The sequence below is a fragment of the Sporosarcina sp. NCCP-2331 genome (assembly GCF_023707945.1).
GTDB lineage: Bacteria > Bacillota > Bacilli > Bacillales_A > Planococcaceae > Sporosarcina > Sporosarcina cascadiensis.
The window spans coordinates 42935-62135 of record NZ_BRCD01000002.1 but is presented as its reverse complement, the minus strand read 5'-3'; the positions used below and the strand labels follow the sequence as shown (position 1 = coordinate 62135).

Here is a 19201-nt window from a genome sequence, read left to right as displayed (position 1 = left end):
TTTCAAAGATGATGAAATTGAGGTGAACTGCCATGTCAGTGCGTGCAAATCGAATAGCCGAGCAAATGAAGAAAGAACTGGGCGATATTATCGGTCAGAAGCTGAAAGATCCGCGTATCGGATTTGTAACGGTTACAGGAGTAGACGTAACAGGTGACCTGCAGCAAGCAAAAATTTTCATTTCTGTTCTTGGTACCGATAAAGAACGAGAGGATACGTTAGTCGGTCTCTCAAAAGCGAAAGGATTTATTCGCACAGAGATCGGTCAGCGCATTCGCTTGCGTAAAACGCCGGAAATTGAATTTGAAATGGATGAATCGGTTGCCTATGGTAATCGAATCGAGAGCTTGATCCGTCAAGTGAATGTTGAAGAAGAAGAGCAGTAAACAATGAGGAGGAAGTTCATTATCGCTTAGGCATAATGACTTCCTCCCTTCTTACATAGAACAATAAATAATATAGTATCCATAGGAAAGAAGGTATAGTATGAACGGCATTCTTCCATTATGGAAAGAAAAAGGCATGACATCGCATGATTGTGTATTTAAGCTTCGCAAAATTTTACACACTAAAAAAGTAGGCCATACAGGCACGCTTGATCCTGAAGTAGAAGGTGTCCTGCCTATTTGTATCGGCCGTGCAACAAAAGTGGCGTCTTATATTACAGATGCCGGTAAAGAGTATATCGCTAAAGTTTCCATAGGCAGGTCAACAGAAACGGAAGATGCGCAGGGAGCAACTGTGAGCCGCGATGATTCTGATAAAGTAATTTCCAGAGAACAGCTACTGGAAGTGCTTCAGCAGCTGACAGGTGAAATTACACAAATACCCCCTATGTACTCGGCGGTGAAAGTGAATGGGAGACGGCTGTATGAATACGCAAGAAAAGGGATAGAAGTGGAAAGGCCGGCAAGACAAGTTCATATTGAAGAAATTGAACTGCTGGATGAAGCATCTGTTTTCTCCGGAAAAGACGTGTCTTTTTCTATACGAGTCCGCTGTGGAAAAGGGACTTATATACGAACGCTCGCTGTTCAGATTGGCGAGTTGTTCGGATATCCGGCACATATGGAATCTTTGGTTCGAACTGTTTCAGGGAACTTTACGCAAAATGACTGCAAGACGCTTGCAGAAGTCGCGCAGCTGATGGAAGAGGGACAAGTCGATTCAATCCTGCGTCCTGTAGAAGATGTCTTAAGAGAATTTCCGCGATTGGAAATTGATCCTGATTTATTGGAAAGTATTCGAAACGGACAGGTGCTTCCAGCCGTTCAGTTATTGCAGGAACACGTTTCGGTTATTTTGACGTATAATGGACAAGTATTGGCGATTTATAAAAATCATCCAACGAAAATCGGGCTGATGAAACCTGAAAAGATGTTACTGTCCAACGAGTAAGGAGAGATAGAAATGAAAGTCTATAGATTACGATATCCTGATCAGCTGCAAATTGAACCGGGACATGAATATTCATTGGCAATCGGCTTTTTTGACGGCGTACATAAAGGGCATCAAAAAGTCATTACGACAGCCGCAAGAATGGCAGAGCAGTTAGAAATAGAAACCGCTGTCATGACATTCGATCCGCATCCATCCCAGTTGTTTTCAGGAAAAAATGTAGGATATATAACTCCGCTGCCTGAAAAAATCAGACTGCTTGAAGAGTTGAAAGTGGATGCTTTGTTCATTGTCAGCTTTGATTGGGACTTGGCAAGTCTGTCACCTCAACAATTTATCGATACCTTTATCAAAGGGTTAGGTGTAAAGCATGTGACAGCGGGCTTTGACTTTACATTCGGCATGAAAGGCTCGGGTACGATGAGCGATATGCAGGAACTTTCTGACGGAATGTATGGCACGACGGTAATCGAGAAAGTGACATTTGACGAAGAAGAAAAGGTCTCTTCCACCAAAGTGCGCCAGCTGCTTGCAGACGGCAACGCAGAGGAAGCTGCCGGTCTTTTGGGTCGTCCATTCAGGACTTTCGGAGAAGTGATCCATGGAGAAAAGCGAGGGCGTCAATTAGGATTTCCAACAGCAAATATTCATACACAGGAAGAAGTGATCGTGCCTGCAAACGGCGTGTATGCGGTGCGCTGTCTGATTGACGGGGACTGGCATGCAGGTGTTTGCAATATGGGCGTGAAACCGACTTTCCATGATCCGCAGCATCGACTGCCCACAGCTGAAGTCCACCTTCTGGACGCTAATATGGATCTTTACGGGAAGCATGTGGCGATTGACTGGCTTTACCGCATAAGATCTGAGCGGAAATTTGATTCACTCGATGCGCTGAAAGAACAGATTGGCAAGGATAAACAAACTGCAATAGACTTATTAAACGGTTAGAGTTGGTTGTTGCAACTGACAGAATGCCGTGATATGATAAAGTAGTGTTAATGACACGAACCGCTTCTTGGCAACACGAGTCACCAACGTTTGCTCGGGAGATGGGGATACTTTTATTTAGGAGGTGAAAAGGATGGCTATTACACAAGAGCGAAAAGCTGAATTGATCAACGAATTCAAGACTCATGAAAATGATACTGGATCTGCTGATGTTCAGATTGCTATCCTTACTGAAGAGATCAATAACCTGAACGGCCACTTGCGTACGCACAAGAAAGACCACCACTCACGTCGCGGTCTGTACAAAATGGTTGGTACACGTCGTCGTCTTTTAAGATATTTGCGTGAAACTAACGTTCAACGTTACCGTGATCTTATTGCAAAACTTGGCTTACGCCGTTAATAAGACTAAAAAGCGGGCATTGCCCGCTTTTTTCTATGGAATGAAGAATATTTTTAGCATAAATGTATCAGGTTTGATACACTACTACTAATTACATACAACTATTATGCAACAAGTTCCACAATAGAGAGGAGTTCTACCATGTCAGAACAAAAAAAAGTTTACACACTTGAATGGGCAGGCCGTCCGCTGACGATTGAAGCAGGACAGCTTGCAAAACAGGCAAACGGCGCAGTTCTTGTGCGTTATGGCGATACGACCGTTTTATCCACAGTTACCGCTTCGAAGAAACCAAAACCTCTGGACTTTTTCCCGCTTACCGTTAACTATGAAGAACGTTTATATGCAGTCGGTAAAATCCCCGGCGGCTTTATTAAGCGCGAAGGACGTCCGTCTGAACACGCAGTATTGACGAGCCGTCTGATCGACCGTCCGATCCGTCCTTTATTTCCCGACGGCTTCCGTAATGATGTACAAGTTATTTCACTTGTGATGTCTGTAGATCAGGACTGTCCTTCTGAGATTGCTGCTATGATTGGTTCTTCTTTGGCGCTGTCTATTTCGGATATCCCGTTTGACGGACCGATTTCCGGCGTGCAGGTAGGGCGCATTGACGGTAATTTTATCGTCAACCCGACACCAGAACAGCTCGAAACGTCTGAAATCGACTTAGTAGTAGCCGGAACAAAAGATGCGATTAACATGGTGGAAGCAGGAGCGAAAGAAGTTTCTGAAGATATCATGCTGGAAGCCATCATGTTCGGTCACGATGAGATCAAAAAGCTGATCGCTTTCCAAGAGCAGATTATTCAGGAAATCGGTAAAGAAAAGTTTGAAATCGAGTTGTTCGAATTAGATGCAGACATCAGCAAAGAAGTAAAAGACCTCTGCGAAAATGATTTGATGGCAGCTATTCAGACGGAAGAAAAACATGCCCGTGAAGAAGCAATCAATGAAGTGAAGGCATCTGTTCTTGAACGTTACACGGAGCAGGAAGCTGACGATGCTACGATGAAGCAAGTGAAAGCTGTGCTTGAGCAGATGGTGAAAGATGAAGTCCGCCGCCTGATCACAGTTGATAAAGTCCGTCCGGATGGCCGTGCATTGGATGAAATTCGTCCGCTGGCTTCTGAAACAGGTCTCTTAAACCGTGTGCACGGCTCATCTTTATTTACACGCGGTCAAACACAAGTATTGAGTGTTTGTACTTTAGGGGCGCTTGGAGAAGTGCAGATCATTGATGGAATCGGTCTGGATGAGTCAAAGCGTTTCATGCATCATTATAATTTCCCGAACTTCAGTGTCGGTGAAACAGGACCGATCCGCGGACCCGGCCGTCGTGAAATCGGTCACGGAGCACTTGGAGAGCGTGCATTGCTTCCAGTTCTTCCGAATGAAGTGGAATTCCCTTACACCATGCGTCTCGTTGCAGAAGTACTGGAATCAAACGGTTCTTCTTCACAAGCATCAATCTGTGCGTCTACAATGGCCATGATGGATGCAGGTGTTCCGATTAAGTCACCGGTTGCAGGCATTGCAATGGGCTTGATCAAAAAGGATGAAGATTACTCCATCTTGACTGATATTCAAGGCATGGAAGACCATTTGGGCGATATGGACTTTAAAGTGGCAGGTACTGATAAAGGCATCACTGCTCTTCAAATGGATATCAAAATTGATGGGTTATCCCGTCAGATCCTTGAAGAATCATTGGCACAGGCAAAAATAGGCCGTATCAAGATTCTTGAACATATGATGACAACCATATCTTCGACTCGTGAAGAGTTGTCTGAATACGCACCGAAGATCGTGGTTATCCACATTAATCCGGACAAGATCCGCGACGTAATCGGACCTGGCGGCAAAGTCATCAATAAGATCATTGAGGAAACTCAAGTGAAGATTGATACCGAGCAGGACGGTACAATTTACATTTCATCACCGAACTCTGAAATGAATGCGAAAGCTAAGAGTATGATTGAAAATATCGTGCGTGAAGCAAAAGCGGGCGAATATTACTTAGCTAAAGTAAAACGTATTGAGAAATTCGGAGCATTCTTAGAAATCTTCCCTGGCAAAGACGGCTTATTGCATATTTCCGAAATCAAGGAAGGCCGTACGAAAGAAGTGGAAGACGAACTGAAGCTTGGAGATGAGCTGTTCGTCAAAGTAATTGAAATTGACAGACAGGGCCGCGTAAACCTTTCACGGAAAGTTGTGCTTGAAGAAGAAAAAGCTAAAGAAAATAAAGAGTAAGACAGAAGCGAACAAGCCTCTTCCTGCACAAGTTGCGGCGAAGGAGGCTTTTTGTACTTTTAAGGAGTGAAGTCAATGATTCAAACACATATATGCCAGAATGGCGTACGGATAGTCCATGAGAAAATGCCCCATGTGAAATCAGTTGCAGTCGGCCTGTGGGTTCATGCAGGATCTGCTGATGAAACAGCGGAACAGGAAGGAATTGCTCATTTCATTGAGCATATGTTATTTAAAGGGACAGCCACCAGAACTGCGCGGATGATTGCGGAACAGTTTGACCAGATCGGCGGAGACCTCAATGCGTTTACGTCTAAGGAAATGACTTGCTACTACACGACGGTACTCAGCCATCATGCATCGTACGCACTGACTATCTTATCGGATATGTTCTTTCATTCGCAGTTTGATGAGAAAGAGATGGAAAAAGAGAAATCCGTTATATTAGACGAAATTTCCTCTGTAGAAGATATGCCTGATGAAGATGTGGATGAAAGATTATGGGCAGCCATGTTTCCTGATGACCCGATCGGTAAGCCGGTAGGCGGCCGCAGCGAGACAATCAAGCGCTTTACAAAAGAGATGGCGGCTGAGTTCATGGAGCAGCATTACGGGCCTGAAAACCTTGTTATATCCATCGCAGGCAGCTATGATGAACGGCTTATCAAATTAATTGAAGCCCATTTCGGCTCATATCAGCGCAAAACCGCATGGCTGTCAGAAAAAAAGCAGCTTCCTGACTTTGCTGCTAAACAGTCGATCAAAGCAAAAGATATTGAACAGGCCCACGTATGCTTCGGCTATCCGTCACTTCCCGCAACACATGACAAAATTTTTGAACTTAGTTTATTCGACAGTATTCTTGGCGGTACGATGTCTTCCAGGCTGTTTCAGGAAGTCCGGGAAAACCGCGGTTTAGCCTATTCTGTGCACACGTATTATTCGGCATACGAAACAGCAGGAGGATTCGTTATTTATTGCGGCACGTCTCCTGAAAATTTTAAAGAGACATATCAGACCATTGAGAATGTTATTGCTGAATTATTGCACGACGGACTAACGGATAAAGAGCTGCATAATGCAAAAGAACAATTAAAAGGCAGCTTTGTATTGGGATTGGAAAGTTCCGAGTCACGCATGTACCGCAACGGTCGCAATGAACTCGTATTAGGCAAGCATGAGTCGATTGAAGAGGTAGTGGAGCGTATTGAACAGGTAGAGAAGCGCAGTGTCTACCGGCTTGGCCAGCAAGTACTGACGAGTGACCGAGCAGTTTCTCTTCTTGCCCCCGAAATAAATATTCATCAGTATAAAAAATTCCGCAACTAGTCGACTTCTCCCTTTCTCTACATATGATGATAGAAGATATGGAGAGAGGGAGGAACATGATGCTTCTGTCAGAGTTGGCGCAAAAAGAATTGATTCAAGTGGAAGAAGGCATGCGTTATGGCTTTTTAGGCGATACAGATTTGCTGTTCAATCCGAAAACCGGTGATATTATCGGATTTGAAATTAGGAAAAAGCTTGGTAAGCAACTGTTTCGTCAAAAAGACCAGGATATCATTGAATATATCCCGTGGCATGAGATCGTACTCGTAGGGGAAGACAGGATCTTATTCGGCAAAACACATGAATTGGACCGCAAGGATGTGTCGGACGATGAGTAAATGGCTGGTGGTCGGAACAGATCAGCGACTTAACATATTGAATGATGTATTAGAGGAAAAGGGACACGAAAGCTGCTATCTCGCCCAGGATTCTTTTGATGATAAATTGAAGCTCATCTTAGAGGAATGGCAGCCAAATCGCATCGTACTGCCGCTGCTGGCTATGAAGCAGCCGATCCCTGCTGAATTGATTGGGAAAGATGCCGTCTTGTATACCGGTCAGACTGCGCCGGGTTGGCTGGCTGAGCTGAATCAGTCCGGTATCAACTATCAGAGTTATTTGGAAAATGAATATTTTATATGGAAGAATGCACAATTGACTGCTGAAGCATTTGTGCAAGTTTTCTATGAACAGACAAAACGGCAAATTGCAGGCAAACATTTTTATATAGCGGGCTTCGGCCGTGTCGGAAAGGCAGTCGCTCATGTACTGCACAGCCTGCAGGCATCTGTCACCGTTGCTGCCCGTGCAGAAGAACAGCTGGCGGAAGCCGGTTTATTAGGCTATACGCCAGTAAGGTTAACACCGACTGTACATTTCCCAGACGGTTACTTAGTCAACACGATTCCTTCACAGTGGCTTGAAGCAGCCAGCTGCCTGCATATATTTGACGTGGCTTCGGCGCCCGGCTGCCTAAAGCCCGGCCAGACTTCTGAATACTATACGATACACCTCAAATTGCCCGGGATACATTTCCCTGCAGACGCGGCAGCAGTTCTGGCTGACGCGATTTTGAGAATGGATACAGAAGAAAGGGGAGCTACATGCTTGAAGGAAAACGAATCGGATTAGGGATTACGGCTTCGCACTGCACATATGACCAGCTGCTGCCGATGATTGCTTCATTACAAAATGAAGGTGCTTCAGTCGTGCCGATTATTACTCATTCTGTACTCCATGCCGCCACGCGATTTGGCACAGGAGAAGAATGGATTAAACGAATTGAAGAAGCGACGGGAGAAAAAGTTATATCGAGTATTGTGGAGGCGGAGCCGTTCGGGCCGACCAATCCATTGGACTGTATGATAATTTCGCCGCTGACAGGCAATTCGATGAGCCGCCTGGCAAATGCGGCGACAGATTCACCTGTATTGATGGCTGCCAAAGCAACACTTCGAAACGGTAAACCAGTGGTGCTCGGTGTTTCGACAAATGATGCACTGGGGCTGAACGGCATGAATCTCATGAAACTGCTGAATATGAAACATGTATTTTTTATACCGTTTGGGCAGGATGACTGCATAAAAAAACCAAACTCATTAATAGCAGATTTTACTTTATTACCGGCCACTGCGGCATCCGCCATACTAGGCAAGCAGCTGCAGCCATTATTGATCTCTCATAAAGATGCATAAAAATAGATTTTTTAAATTCCGCAAAATATGTTATAATTCGTACAATAACAATTAACGAGACGCGGTCTTTTCTAGTGGACCCGAATATTACTTGTTAATCATTGAAAGGGAGATTTAAATGAAGAATGTACATGTTGCCATTGTCGGAGCTACGGGAGCAGTAGGAACAAAAATACTTGAGAAATTGACAGAGCGGAAATTTCCTGCCGATTCGATTAAGTTACTTGCATCCAAACGTTCTGCAGGCAAAGAAATCAAAGCTGGAGGAAAAACTTACACAGTACACGAAACAACACCCGAAGCTTTTGAAGGAATTGACATTGCATTCTTTAGTGCAGGCGGCAGTATTTCAGAGAAATTTGCACATGAAGCAGTGAAAAGAGGCGCGGTAGTAATTGATAACACAAGTGCTTTCCGTATGGATCCGAACACTCCGCTTGTTGTGCCCGAAGTGAATCCGCAGGAATTAGCCAATCACTCAGGAATTATTGCCAATCCAAACTGCTCCACAATTCAGATGGTGGCGGCATTGCAGCCGATCAAAGAAAAGTATGGATTGAACCGTTTAATTGTTTCCACGTATCAGGCGGTTTCCGGTGCAGGAGTGGAAGCAATTGACGAGCTGGCTGAACAAAGCAAGCAGTTTACGGACCGCAGTGAAATTCAGGCGGAAGTATTGCCTTCAGCGTCAGCCCAGCGCCACTATCCAATTGCGTTCAATGCGATCCCGCAAATCGATTCATTTGATGAATCAGGCTTTACATTAGAAGAGCTGAAGATGATCAATGAAACAAAGAAAATATTTAACGATTACGATATGTCAGTAGCAGCTACTTGTGTCAGACTTCCTGTCGTATCAGGGCATTCCGAATCGGTCTACATCGAGATAGACCAGGAAGGCGTCTCAGTAGAGGATCTGAGAGGTTTATTGAAAAATGCTCCGGGTATTGTACTGCAAGATGATCCCGCTGCGCAACTCTATCCAATGCCTCTTTATGCAGAGGATAAAGATGAAGTGTTCGTCGGCAGAATCCGTAAAGATTTAAACGTGCCAACAGGCTTCCATATGTGGATCGTCTCGGATAACCTGCTGAAAGGCGCTGCATTAAACTCGGTGCAGATCGCTGAAGAACTGATTAACTGATTGAAGAACGATTTCTAGGCAAAGTATCAATAGAAAAGAGTTGATCAATGTGGAACTGGGTAATATAGGAACGGCAATGGTCACCCCTTTTTCTCCGGAGGGTACAATCGATTTCAAAAAAACAGCAGATCTGCTGGAACATTTAATCGCAAATGGAACAGATTCTGTTATTGTCAGCGGAACAACAGGTGAATCTCCAACTGTTACAGAAGCAGAAAAAAAGGAATTGCTCGATTTTGTGGTAAAGACAGTGAATAAGCGAATTCCTGTCATTGCCGGAACAGGTACAAACGGTACGGCGGAATCAATCGATTTGACTAGGGCTGCTGAATCAGCGGGAGCTGACGGCATCATGCTCGTCACTCCCTACTATAACCGGCCGGATCAGCAAGGGATGTACGCGCACTTTGCTGCTATCGCAAATGAAACGAAGCTTCCTGTGCTGCTCTACAACATTCCAAGCAGATCCGTTGTCAATCTTCTGCCTGAAACCATTATCGAGCTCTCGAAGATTGATAATATTAAAGCAGTGAAAGAGGCCAGCGGAAGTTTGGAGCAAATGGCCGCCATCATTGAAAATACGGCGGATGACTTTCAAGTGTACAGCGGAGATGACAGCCTGACGCTACCGCTGCTGGCAGTTGGCGGAAGAGGAATTATCTCCGTTTCTGCCCACGTTGTCGGAAATGAAATGCAGCAAATGATTCAAGCCTTCCAAAAAGGCCGGATGAAAGAAGCCGCAAAGATTCATCGTGCGCTTTTGCCAGTATTCAGCGCGTTGTTCTCTGCTCCGAATCCCGTGCCGGTGAAATACGCACTGAAAAAAGCCGGTATATCAGTCGGCGGTGTACGATTGCCGCTTGTGGAATTGGAGCCGGAACAGACGGCTCTCATCGATTTGGCATTAGAAAACTTCAAAAAAAACCAACTTATTCTCTAATAAAGTGAAGCCGGACAAAGAATCCGGCTTTTTTTGTTTGTACTGTGAGCCCACTATCTCGTATAATGGATTCTAGTCGTTGTGAACGGGAAAAGATAATAGGAGGAAACAATGTGACCAAAATTCAAAATGAAATAATTAGAGTGATCCCTTTAGGCGGGGTAGGAGAAATCGGGAAGTCCATGTACGTCGTAGAAATCGATGACGAACTGTTTATCATGGACTCCGGTTTAATGTTTCCGGAAACCGAAATGCTGGGGATCGATATCGTCATACCGGATATGACGTATCTGGAAGAAAATAAAGACCGGATCAAAGGAATCTTCTTAACGCACGGTCATGAAGACGCGATCGGTTCAATTGCTTATCTGCTGCAGAAAGTACAAGCACCGGTGTACGGAACAAAACTGACATTGGCGCTTGCCAAAGAACACCTGAAAAAAATGCCGGCTCCTTCAAACGTACGTTTCTTTGAAGTGACGAATAAAAGCCGCATGAACTTTAAACGCACGCATGTGACGTTCTTTTACACAACACACAGCATCCCGGACTCTCTTGGGATTGTCTTCCATACAAGTGAAGGGGCGATTGTCAATACAGGCGAGTTTAAGTTTGATCAGGCGGCAAAAGGAAAATACCGTCCGGATATCGCGAAAATGGCGACACTTGGAGAAGAAGGCGTCTTCATTTTGATGTCTGATTCTACAGAAGCGGAACGCCCGGGCTATACAACATCTGAGTCCGTAATCGTAAAACGCCTGTCGAAAACATTCCATGAAGCGCAAGGGCGCATTCTAGTGGCGCTGTATGCATCGAACTTTATCCGTATTCAGCAAGTGCTAGATCAGGCAGCTGAGAAAAAGAAGAAAGTAATTGTGATTGGGAAAAGTCTGGAGAGCTATTTTGAAGTCGGCTTGCGTTTAGGTTATCTGCAAGTAGAAGAGGATATCGTGATTCCAGTGAAAGATATGGATAAATACGACGATCAGGATATTGTCATCATCGTAACAGGCAACCAGGGCGAACCGCTTGAAGCACTTGAAAAAATCGTGCGCAAGCATCATAAAGAAATTAATATTAAACAAACAGATACTGTGCTTATCACGTTCACACCATCACCTGTCATGGAAATTTCTATGTTCCAGATGATGAATGAGCTGGCGAAAGCAGGAGCAAAAGTGCTGACTTCTACACGGAATGTCCACGTTTCAGGTCACGGTTCACAGGAAGATCTGAAAATGATGCTGAACTTGATGCGTCCAAAATACTTTATTCCGATTCAAGGGGAATACCGTATGCTGATCGCGCACTCCAAACTGGCGCAGGAAGTCGGATTATCCAAGAACCAGATCTTCATTGCGGACAAAGGTGATATCGTAGAATTTAAAAACGATAAGCTCCGCATGAGCGGCAGAGTACAGGCCGGCAATGTCCTGATTGACGGAATCGGCGTCGGTGATGTAGGGAATATCGTATTGCGTGACCGTAAGCTGTTGTCTCAAGACGGAATCTTCACGGTTGTTGTGACGCTTAACAGAAAACAGAAACGTATTGCAGCCGGACCTGAAGTCGTATCTAGAGGATTTGTGTATGTTCGTGATTCTGAAGAGCTTTTTGAAGAGGCAACTAAGCTGATCCGTAAAATCGTTGAGAAATATGTGAATAAAGAAACCTTTGAATGGACAAACATTAAACAAGAGATCCGTGAAACGTTAAGTTCTTATTTATATCAGCAAACGAAAAGACGTCCGATGATCATTCCGATCATTATGGAATACTGATTAATTACCAAATGAAACAACTACAGGATTTCCATGCCGAATAGGCTGGAAATCTTTTTTTCAGAAAGGGGGAAAACAGATGGCGAAAAAGAAAGCAAAGAAAAAAACGCCGGCCAAAAAAAGACCACAGCAGAAAAAACAAGGTCAGATCCAGCCGCTCTGGTTTGAAATTCTGGGTGTTGTCTTAATTGGACTGTCGATCATCCTGATATTTGAATACGGTGTGATCGGCAGGGGTTTAGCTGCATTCTCCCGCTTTTTATTAGGCAACTGGCATGCTGCATTACCGTTCCTGATCATTGTGCAGGCTTTGGTGTTTATGATCAAGCGGCAAATGGGCGGTTATAAGCATCGCATCGTGCTCGGCTGCTTGTTTATCTTAAGCAGTATGCTGCTGTTCAGCCATATCCATTTATTCCAGACACTTTACGAGAGTAAAGTACTGATGTCTAACTCTGCACTGAAAGAGACGTGGAAAGTGCTTGTGACGGGCGGCGGAATTTTTAATCAGGACGGAACGCTTGGAGGGGGCATGATAGGCGCCGTACTCTTTGCCATGTTCCATTCATTAGTGGATTCAGCCGGTGCCACTGTCGCAGGTGTGCTGCTGCTGCTGATTGGTATCATTTTATTGACGGGCAAAGCACTAATACCTTATGTAGCGGAACAAGCGCCTTTATTTATAGAACGAGTGAAAAAGAAATGGGCGGCAAGAGAGAAGAAGCCAGTGAAATCTCCAGAAGAAAATAGAAAAGAACTGTCGCGCAGCAATCGAAAAAAACAGCAGAAAAAAATTGCAGAACCGGTTATTGAAGAAATAGCAGAGGACATGGAGCCTGCATCAGAGCCGATCATTTCGAGCTTTACGTCCAAAATTGAACCTGTGGCTGAACCGGAGAAAGCAACAGAACCGTCTGAGCAAGAGGTTCAGGAAACACCCGCTGAAGGGGCACCGGAGTATCCGGTTATGGGAGGGGAACAGGAAAACGAATCTTATATACTTCCTTCTACGAGCCTGCTTGAACCGCCTGTTGCGAGCGATCAGTCAGGAGAATATGATTTAATTCAGACGAACGCCAAGAAACTTGAGAAAACGTTTTTGAGCTTTGGCGTAAAAGCGCGTGTGACACAAGTCCATTTAGGGCCGGCAGTGACAAAATATGAAATCTTGCCGGATGCAGGTGTTAAAGTGAGCAGAATTGTCAGTTTAACAGATGATATCGCGCTGGCACTTGCAGCTAACGGAATCCGCATCGAAGCACCGATCCCGGGTAAATCAGCTGTCGGTATTGAAGTGCCGAATAATGCGGTTGCGATGGTCAGTCTGCGGGAAATTCTCGAATCAAAAGAAAATAACCGTGCGCACTCTAAGCTGCTTGTCGGTCTCGGACGGGACGTTACCGGACAGGCTATGATGACAGAGCTCAATAAAATGCCGCATGTTCTGATTGCCGGTGCAACGGGAAGCGGAAAAAGTGTCTGTGTCAACGGAATCATTATGAGTATTATCATGCGGGCGAAACCGCATGAAGTAAAAATGATGATGATTGATCCGAAAATGGTGGAGCTCAATGTTTTTAATGGTATCCCGCATTTATTGGCTCCCGTTGTGACAGATCCGAGAAAAGCCGCACAGGCCCTGCAACGCGTCGTTTCCGAAATGGAAAGAAGATATGAATTGTTTTCCCATACAGGAACGCGGAATATTGAAGGCTATAATAATCACATTGAGCAGTGGAATGAAGATCATGATGAAAAACATCCGCGTATGCCTTATATTGTCGTCATTGTCGACGAGCTTGCAGATTTAATGATGGTCGCTTCAAATGAAGTGGAAGATTCGATTACCCGCTTAGCGCAGATGGCGAGAGCAGCAGGCATCCATTTGATCATTGCGACTCAGCGGCCGAGCGTGGATGTCATTACAGGAATTATCAAAGCGAATATCCCTTCGCGTATTGCATTTGCCGTATCGTCTGCAATCGATTCACGAACGATCTTAGATGGCGGCGGAGCTGAGAAACTGCTGGGCAGAGGAGATATGCTGTTTCTTCCTGCAGGCGCTTCAAAGCCAACGAGAATACAAGGAGCTTTTGTTTCGGATGAAGAAGTGGAAGCGGTCGTTAATTTCATTATTGAGCAGCAAAAAGCGCAATATCAGGAAGAAATGATTCCGACTGAAGTGGAAGTACTGCAGCCGCATGAAGAGACTGATGATTTATATGATGAAGCAGTTCAAATGGTTGTGGATATGCAGACTGCTTCTGTTTCGATGATCCAGCGCCGATTCCGGGTGGGGTATGCCAGAGCAGCGCGCATTGTCGATCAGATGGAAGCACACGGCGTGGTCGGACCGCCGGAAGGCAGCAAACCGCGGCAAGTATTAGTAAGTAAATCTGAACTGGATCAATAATTAATAGTTAATAAAATCAACTGAAATGTGCAACTTCAATGGTAACTCCAACTAGATATTTCCTTCTTCTAAAGAAGATGATATAGTAGAATCAATAGTAATCAGATGTCTGACGTCTTGGGAGGTGGCTAAATGTTCGTGAAGAAAGATCCGCGGCATTTATATATTCAGGTCATCGAGCGGTTAAAGCAAGAAATCCAATCGGGGCTGTTTCAGCGTCATGAACGACTTCCGTCTGAGGCGAAACTGTCAGAGATGCTCGGCGTCAGCCGTGCGACACTGCGTGAGGCGCTTCGGGTGCTCGAGGAAGAGAAAGTGATCTTCAGAAAGCATGGGGTCGGTACATTTGTCGCTTCGCAGCCGATGGTGATGTCAGGAATAGAACAGCTCTCCAGTATCACTACAATGATTCGCAATGCGAATATGGAGCCGGGCACCATCGTGCGGGAAATGTCGGTCATTCCCATGACCGGGGAGTACGCAGAACGGTTTCATTCAGCGGATAAAAAACTGGTGCAAATCAAGCGAATCCGTACGGCTGACGGGGAACCGGTTGTATACTGCGCAGATCTTGTACTGCTGGAATGTCTGCCTGAAGGGATTGAGGGGCTGAATGATATGTCATTATTTGATGCAATTGAGAAGTCCGGGGCGATTCAGATCGGACAGGCAGTTGCCGAAATAGAGCCGGTCAGCCATCATCCAGAAGCATTTGATGCTTTGTCATGCGATGCTGCTCAGTCTTTGTTACTATTGTCTCAAGAGCATTTCAGCGAAGAAGGAAAAATGGTTTTGTATTCTGAAAACTTTTTCCGTGCAGATAAGTTTAAGTTCCATGTAGTCCGGAAACGGGTATAAGACGTTTTACGTCCTGATTTCATACCAATATAAATAAAGGGGAGGTCTTTTGTAATGAAGAAAAGAAAATTTGGTTTGGCTATGTCTGTCGTTTTAGCTGCAGGTACGATGCTGGCTGCGTGTGGATCTGACAAAGCAGACGAAAAAGAGCCGGCTGATAAACCGGCAACAGGCAATGAAGGCGAAAAAAGTGAATTCTCAATTGCCATGGTAACGGACATTGGAGGAATCGATGATAAATCATTCAACCAATCCGCATGGAAAGGTGTTCAGGAATTTGGGAAAGAGCAAGGATGGGAAAAAGGCGATGGCGGATATGATTATTTGCAGTCTACAGGTGCTGCCGACTATACAACGCACTTAAATAACTTAACTCGTCGAAACTTTAGTTTAATTTATGGTGTCGGTTTCTTGATGGAAGATGCAATTGCTGAAATTGCAGCGCAGAGGACTGAAACAGAATTTACCATTATTGATGGTGTGGTCGATGCTCCAAACGTTGCAAGTGTTCTATTTAAAGAGCAAGAAGGTGGATTCCTTGCTGGTGTGGCGGCTGCTTTGATGACAAAGTCTGATAAGATCGGTTTTATTGGCGGTCAGGATATTCCTGTCATCGAGCGTTTTGAAGCTGGTTTCCTTGAAGGTGTTAAAGCGGTTAAGCCAGAGATCAAAGTAGACGCTAAATATACAGGGGCATTTGATAAAGCGGAACTAGGGAAAGCAGAAGCCGGCCGTATGTATTCTTCAGGCGTAGATGTCATTTTCCACGCAGCAGGCGCTACAGGTAATGGTGTATTCTCTGAAGCGAAAGAGCGTAAACAAGCAGATAAAGATGCTTACGTCTGGGTAATCGGAGTAGATTCTGACCAGTATGAAGAAGGTAAAGTCGGCGATGATAACGTAACATTGACTTCTATGTTGAAACGCGTTGATGTAGCTGTTAATGATATTTCTAAATTAGCTATGGAAGGCAATTTCCCTGGCGGTGAAACAAAAGTATATGGTCTACATGACAATGGGATAGCACTTGCAGATTCACGCGGGGCGATTCCGCAAGACGTGCTTGATCAAATTGATGAATATGGAAAAAAGATTGCAGATGGCGAAATCGAAGTTCCTGAATTTGTAGAAAAGAAGAAGTAATCTTCGAAATAAGATAGAGGCCGGTTTTTATGTCCGGCCTTTATTTGATAAAATTTGTAAACTAAAGGTTCTTTGACGATCGTGCTGGAACTTTTATTTTATTAATTTTAACTGTATACAGCAGAAGCTCCGGTTTCCTCAGCGTCATGTTTGAGATTAATAAGACAGTGATATAGCAATTATAATCAGATAGGTATAAAGACAGTGACAACGCTTACAGCTAAAAGCAGTAGTCATTCTGCTGTCTTCGAAAGAAACTCTATTACGGGCAAGGAAGTGATTGGATTGGATTATGTTATTGAAATGCTGGATGTCTCAAAAAAGTTTGGAACCTTCTATGCAAATGACCATATTACCTTGCAGCTGGAAAAAGGAGAAATTCATGCGCTATTAGGAGAGAATGGTGCCGGGAAGTCTACTTTGATGAACGTATTATTTGGTCTGTACCAGCCGGATGGCGGAGAAATTCGCGTGAGGGGAGAAAAAGTGGCGATCACTGACCCGAACGTAGCTAATGATTTAGGAATCGGAATGGTTCACCAGCACTTTATGCTGGTAGAAAACTTAACAGTTACCGAGAACATTATTTTAGGCAGCGAACCGACAAAGTCCGGTGTTATCAACATCAAAGATTCTGCTAAAAAAATAGCGGAGATTTCTAAGACATACGGACTGGATGTTGATCCTTATGCGAAAATTGAAGATATCTCGGTTGGTATGCAGCAGCGTGTTGAAATCTTAAAAACGCTTTATCGCGGAGCGGATATACTTATTTTTGACGAGCCGACCGCTTCACTGACTCCGCAAGAAATTGAAGAGCTCCTGAACATCATGCGCAAGCTGGTGGCAGAAGGGAAATCTATTATCCTGATTACACACAAATTGCAAGAGATTATGAATGTCTCGGATAAATGTACAGTCATTCGTAAAGGCAAGGGAATCGGTACAGTGATAACAGCTGAAACGAACCCGGAAGAGCTGGCGACACTGATGGTAGGACGTCAGGTTACGTTTAAAACTGAAAAAGGTCCTTCTCATCCAACTGAAGAAATATTGAAAATTGAGGATTTATATGTCAACGATTATCGTGGCGTCGCTAAACTGAAAGGTCTTAATCTTACTGTACGCCGCGGAGAAATTGTTGGCATTGCAGGGATTGACGGAAACGGACAATCTGAATTAATTGAGTCGATTACTGGCTTGGCTAAAGTCAAAAGCGGAAAGATTTTGCTTAACGGAGAAGATATTGCAAATAAAAAGCCGAGAAAAATTACAGAAGCCGGGCTCGGTCACATTCCGCAGGATCGTCATAAGCATGGCCTGATCCTTGATTTTTCAGTGGGTTATAACGCAGCACTTCAATCTTACTATCATGAACCGTTTTCTAAGAATGGCCTTATGAACTATAAGGTCGTGAATGAAGAAGCGGAGAAGTTGATTCAGGAGTATGACGTCAGAACGCAGGGCGTACATGAACCTGCAAGAGCACTTTCCGGGGGGAATCAGCAAAAATTAATTATTGGCCGTGAAGTTACGCGTAATCCGGACTTATTAATTGCAGCATTGCCTACACGCGGACTTGATGTCGGAGCTATTGAGTTCATCCACCGCCGTCTGATCGAACAGCGGGACAGCGGAAAAGCCGTGCTCTTGATCACATTCGAACTGGATGAAGTAATGAATGTTTCAGATCGAATTTCGGTTATTTATGACGGTGCAATCGTAGGAACCGTTATACCGCAGGAAACAACAGAACAGGCGCTTGGCTTAATGATGGCCGGCCATTCAAAAGATACGGCTATGAAAGAACAGGCAGCTGCTGAGAAAGATGGTGATGAACATCATGTCGAATAGAATGATCAATATGCTGGTGCCGGTCATCTCCATCGTTTTAGGTCTCCTTGTAGGTGCACTTGTAATGTGGGTCAGCGGTTATAGCCCGGTAACAGGATATAGTGCGCTGTGGAACGGGATATTTGGGGATTCGTACGCAATCGGTGAAACGATTCGTCAGATCAGCCCATATATCCTGGCTGGTTTAGCAGTTGCTTTCGCATTCCGAACAGGACTTTTCAACATCGGGGTGGAGGGGCAGCTGATTGTGGGCTGGTTCGCTGCCGCTTATGTAGGAATGGCGTTTGAACTTCCTAAAATTATACACTTGCCGCTTGCTTTATTGGCAGCTGCGGCAGCGGGCGCATTCTGGGCGTTTATTCCCGGTATTTTACGTGCGACATTGAAAGTCCACGAAGTTATTGTAACGATTATGATGAACTATATAGCTTTGCACGTAGTCAATGCCTTGATTAAGACACTTTCAGGCGGAGGATTCAAACTGGAGCGTATCCATCAATCAGCATCTCTTCGCTCTGATTTCTTATCCAATCTGACTGACTTCTCCACGCTGCACTACGGAATATTTGTTGCGCTGGCAATGGTAGTCGTCATGTGGTTCATATTAGAAAAAACAAAGACTGGTTTCGAATTAAAATCAGTAGGGTTTAATGATCATGCATCCCGCTATGCAGGGATGAGCGTTAAAAAGAATATCGTACTTGCGATGGTCATCTCAGGTGCATTTGCCGGTCTTGGCGGTGCCATGGAGGCACTTGGAACTTTCGGTAATATATCTTCCATGGGCGGTTTTACAGGTATCGGATTTGACGGAATTGCGGTAGCGCTTCTTGGAGCGAACACGCCGCTTGGTGTTATTTTCGGTGCGACGCTGTTCGGCTCATTGAAATATGGTGCAAACAACATGCCGAATGCGGCGGGTATTCCAGTCGAAATTGTTTCGATTATCATTGCATTGGTTATTTTCTTTGTAGCCTGCGGATATATCATTCGTATCGGTCTAATACGTTTACGTAAGAATAAGGAGGCGAAGTAAG

At 44.6% G+C, this 19201-nt stretch carries 17 protein-coding genes; all 17 read left to right on the top strand.

Annotated features, from left to right (window positions below; translation table 11 throughout):
* Nucleotides 1–32 precede the first annotated feature (32 nt).
* Complete coding sequence (rbfA, locus tag NCCP2331_RS01475; protein WP_153720393.1) at nucleotides 33–386, top strand: 30S ribosome-binding factor RbfA; 354 nt, start codon at nucleotides 33–35, stop codon at nucleotides 384–386.
* Nucleotides 387–486: 100 nt separating this feature from the next.
* Entirely contained in the window at nucleotides 487–1398 is a 912-nt protein-coding gene (truB, locus tag NCCP2331_RS01470) for a tRNA pseudouridine(55) synthase TruB (protein WP_251668031.1), read from the top strand.
* 12 nt (nucleotides 1399–1410) lie between these two features.
* On the top strand, nucleotides 1411–2349 hold the full coding sequence (ribF, locus tag NCCP2331_RS01465; protein WP_251668029.1) for a riboflavin biosynthesis protein RibF: 939 nt from the start codon (nucleotides 1411–1413) through the stop codon (nucleotides 2347–2349).
* A 133-nt stretch (nucleotides 2350–2482) separates the two neighbouring features.
* Entirely contained in the window at nucleotides 2483–2752 is a 270-nt protein-coding gene (gene rpsO, locus NCCP2331_RS01460; RefSeq protein WP_153720390.1) for a 30S ribosomal protein S15, read from the top strand.
* Between the two features lie 141 nt (nucleotides 2753–2893).
* Complete coding sequence (pnp, locus tag NCCP2331_RS01455; RefSeq protein WP_251668027.1) at nucleotides 2894–5008, top strand: polyribonucleotide nucleotidyltransferase; 2115 nt, start codon at nucleotides 2894–2896, stop codon at nucleotides 5006–5008.
* 75 nt (nucleotides 5009–5083) lie between these two features.
* The gene (locus tag NCCP2331_RS01450) at nucleotides 5084–6337 is read left to right on the top strand and encodes a M16 family metallopeptidase (protein ID WP_251668025.1); all 1254 of its coding nucleotides are present in this window, start codon (nucleotides 5084–5086) and stop codon (nucleotides 6335–6337) included.
* A 59-nt stretch (nucleotides 6338–6396) separates the two neighbouring features.
* Nucleotides 6397–6675, top strand: coding sequence for a YlmC/YmxH family sporulation protein (locus tag NCCP2331_RS01445; RefSeq protein ID WP_153720661.1), 279 nt, complete (start codon nucleotides 6397–6399; stop codon nucleotides 6673–6675).
* A complete protein-coding gene (locus NCCP2331_RS01440) occupies nucleotides 6668–7468 on the top strand; it encodes a dipicolinate synthase subunit A (protein ID WP_251668023.1) in 801 nt (266 codons plus the stop codon). The genes NCCP2331_RS01445 and NCCP2331_RS01440 overlap by 8 nt, the downstream gene beginning before the upstream one ends.
* The gene (locus tag NCCP2331_RS01435; RefSeq protein WP_153720386.1) at nucleotides 7441–8031 is read left to right on the top strand and encodes a dipicolinate synthase subunit B; all 591 of its coding nucleotides are present in this window, start codon (nucleotides 7441–7443) and stop codon (nucleotides 8029–8031) included. The genes NCCP2331_RS01440 and NCCP2331_RS01435 overlap by 28 nt, the downstream gene beginning before the upstream one ends.
* Before the next feature lie 118 nt (nucleotides 8032–8149).
* Nucleotides 8150–9175, top strand: a complete 1026-nt coding sequence (gene asd, locus NCCP2331_RS01430; protein WP_251668021.1) for an aspartate-semialdehyde dehydrogenase — start codon at nucleotides 8150–8152, stop codon at nucleotides 9173–9175.
* A gap of 49 nt (nucleotides 9176–9224) precedes the next feature.
* Nucleotides 9225–10115: a 4-hydroxy-tetrahydrodipicolinate synthase gene (dapA, locus tag NCCP2331_RS01425; protein WP_251668019.1), complete on the top strand. Its 891-nt coding sequence runs from the start codon at nucleotides 9225–9227 to the stop codon at nucleotides 10113–10115.
* 113 nt (nucleotides 10116–10228) lie between these two features.
* The gene (locus tag NCCP2331_RS01420) at nucleotides 10229–11896 is read left to right on the top strand and encodes a ribonuclease J (protein WP_251668017.1); all 1668 of its coding nucleotides are present in this window, start codon (nucleotides 10229–10231) and stop codon (nucleotides 11894–11896) included.
* Nucleotides 11897–11975: 79 nt separating this feature from the next.
* On the top strand, nucleotides 11976–14309 hold the full coding sequence (locus NCCP2331_RS01415) for a DNA translocase FtsK (RefSeq protein WP_251668015.1): 2334 nt from the start codon (nucleotides 11976–11978) through the stop codon (nucleotides 14307–14309).
* A gap of 132 nt (nucleotides 14310–14441) precedes the next feature.
* Complete coding sequence (locus NCCP2331_RS01410) at nucleotides 14442–15167, top strand: GntR family transcriptional regulator (RefSeq protein WP_153720381.1); 726 nt, start codon at nucleotides 14442–14444, stop codon at nucleotides 15165–15167.
* Nucleotides 15168–15221: 54 nt separating this feature from the next.
* Nucleotides 15222–16310, top strand: coding sequence for a BMP family lipoprotein (locus tag NCCP2331_RS01405; protein ID WP_251668013.1), 1089 nt, complete (start codon nucleotides 15222–15224; stop codon nucleotides 16308–16310).
* Between the two features lie 285 nt (nucleotides 16311–16595).
* A complete protein-coding gene (locus tag NCCP2331_RS01400) occupies nucleotides 16596–18164 on the top strand; it encodes an ABC transporter ATP-binding protein (protein ID WP_251668179.1) in 1569 nt (522 codons plus the stop codon).
* Nucleotides 18154–19200 carry an ABC transporter permease gene (locus NCCP2331_RS01395; protein ID WP_251668011.1) on the top strand — a complete coding sequence of 349 codons (1047 nt, stop codon included), beginning with the start codon at nucleotides 18154–18156 and terminating at the stop codon, nucleotides 19198–19200. Before NCCP2331_RS01400 ends, NCCP2331_RS01395 begins: the two co-directional genes overlap by 11 nt.
* The last annotated feature ends 1 nt before the right edge of the window (nucleotide 19201 follow it).